Annotated in this window: 2 protein-coding genes and 1 pseudogene; all 3 read left to right on the top strand. The window is 40.5% G+C overall.

All coding sequences use genetic code 11. The features are described from left to right. Positions 1-292, top strand: a pseudogene (locus H6S82_RS31630) (glycosyl transferase); the annotation flags it as partial. A gap of 102 nt (positions 293-394) precedes the next feature. Beyond that, positions 395-1393 carry a hormogonium polysaccharide biosynthesis glycosyltransferase HpsE gene (gene hpsE / locus H6S82_RS31625; RefSeq protein ID WP_190462745.1) on the top strand — a complete coding sequence of 333 codons (999 nt, stop codon included), beginning with the start codon at positions 395-397 and terminating at the stop codon, positions 1391-1393. Then, a partial coding sequence (locus H6S82_RS31620; protein WP_191057371.1) for a glycosyltransferase family 2 protein occupies positions 1394-1804 on the top strand: 411 nt, incomplete at its 3' end. It lies immediately after the preceding gene.

Genomic DNA, 1804 nt, shown 5'->3' with positions numbered 1-1804 from the left:
CCCAAATATGCAAATTTATCACGAGATTCCTAGCTGGCGTTTGTCAAAAGATTACCTAATATCTGTGGCGCGTTGTATTGGTTTGAGTCGCCATCAGTTGCGGATGGTGAAATTAAAAAATTGGCAAAAACCGCTGTTGATTCCGATTTATTTTACGAACGATTTACGGCGATTGATTATGCACTTGGTTAAATATAAAGGGGTGGCGAAAAAAGATGCGATCGTAGCTTGTGAATTAGAGCTATTGCGGTGCAGCTTAATTAGTCCTTTCTTTGTAGGAAACAATATTTAGACGCTCAAACCGCATCGAAAATCACCCCAAAAAAGCTAGCTGAATTAGACATGAAAGAGCAGCCAGTATCAGGCAAATCAAGATAACCAAAAATTGAAGTCAATGCACTTTACCGTAGTCATTCCAACTTATAATGGAGCCAGCCGTTTACCCTTGGTTCTAGAACGACTGCGCCAACAAATGAATACTGAACATTTGGCTTGGGAAATTATTGTTGTTGATAATAACAGCCAAGATAATACAGCGCAAATTGTGCGAGATTATCAAGCAAATTGGCCAGAGAAATTTCCTTTGACATATTGTTTGGAAATGGAACAAGGAGTCGCTTTTGCTAGGCTGCACGCGGTTCGGGAAGCAAAAGGCGAATTAATTGGTTTTCTGGATGATGATAATTTACCTGATAGTAACTGGGTGGTAGCTGCTTACTCCTTTGCCAAAGCTCATCCCAAAGCAGGAGCTTTTGGTGGTCAAATACACGGTGATTTTGAAGTAAAACCGCCGGAAAATTTCCAGAAAATACAATCTTTTTTAGCAATTAGAGAGCAGGGTGAAAAACCGCGTCTTTACGAGCCAAATAATTTAAGCTTGCCGCCAGGAGCAGCAGTAGTAGTTCGTAAAAAAGCATGGTGCGAAGCCGTTCCGAACCGACCAAAATTAATCGGTAGAGTTGGCAAACAAATGTTAGGAGGAGAAGATTTAGAGCCATTATTGTATATACACAATGCCGGGTGGGAAATTTGGTATAACCCAGCGATGCACACCTATCATCAAATACCGCAGTGGCGCTTAGAAAAAGATTATTTAATTGCTCTGATTCGTGGTTCTAGTTTATGTATTTGCCATCTGCGGTTGATTAATTCTAAAACATGGCAAAAGCCAATAATTATGGCTAAGATATTCCTGGGGAGCTTGCGTCGAACAATACTGCACTTACTCAAATATGGCGGGAAAGTTAAAAATGATTTAATCCCAGCTTGCGAGATGGAGTTTTACCTGAGTAGTTTGGCAAGTCCTATTTATTTTATTAAAACTTCCCTAGCTTCCCAGTTAACTGGATATACTAGGAAAAACAAAGATACCAAAAAAGCTGGAGATGTATAGATGACAGAACCACAAGTTACCTTAGTTATAACCCAACGGGAGAGATTCAGCTATACCGAGCGTTCCCTCGAAAGTCTATACGAGAATACAACTACACCCTTCAAGTTAATCTATGTGGATGGCAATTCACCCAATCGCACAAAACGCTATCTAGAAAAACAAGCAAAAGAAAAAGGATTTCGGTTAATTCGCCGCGAAAATTTCCTCGCTCCCAATCAAGCGCGTAACCTGATTTTATCGGAAGTCGATACTAAATATGTTGTCTTTTTTGATAACGATATACTATTTACTCCGGGTTGGCTAGATCGACTTTTACAGTGCGCGGAAGAAACGGGAGCATGGTTAGTTGGGCCACTTTATTGCGAAGGGAAACCGGAAGATAAAATCATCCACATGGCAGGAGGTTTTGCA

It is taken from the genome of Planktothrix sp. FACHB-1355 (genome assembly GCF_014748295.1).
GTDB lineage: Bacteria > Cyanobacteriota > Cyanobacteriia > Cyanobacteriales > Aerosakkonemataceae > Aerosakkonema > Aerosakkonema funiforme_A.
Note: the sequence above shows the minus strand (reverse complement) of the source record. Positions and strands in the feature narration are given on the sequence as shown.

Excerpts from the sequence above, each read along its gene's own strand:
- hpsE (WP_190462745.1), top strand. The coding sequence starts at position 395 with ATGCACTTTACCGTAGTCATTCCAACTTATAATGGAGCCAGCCGTTTA.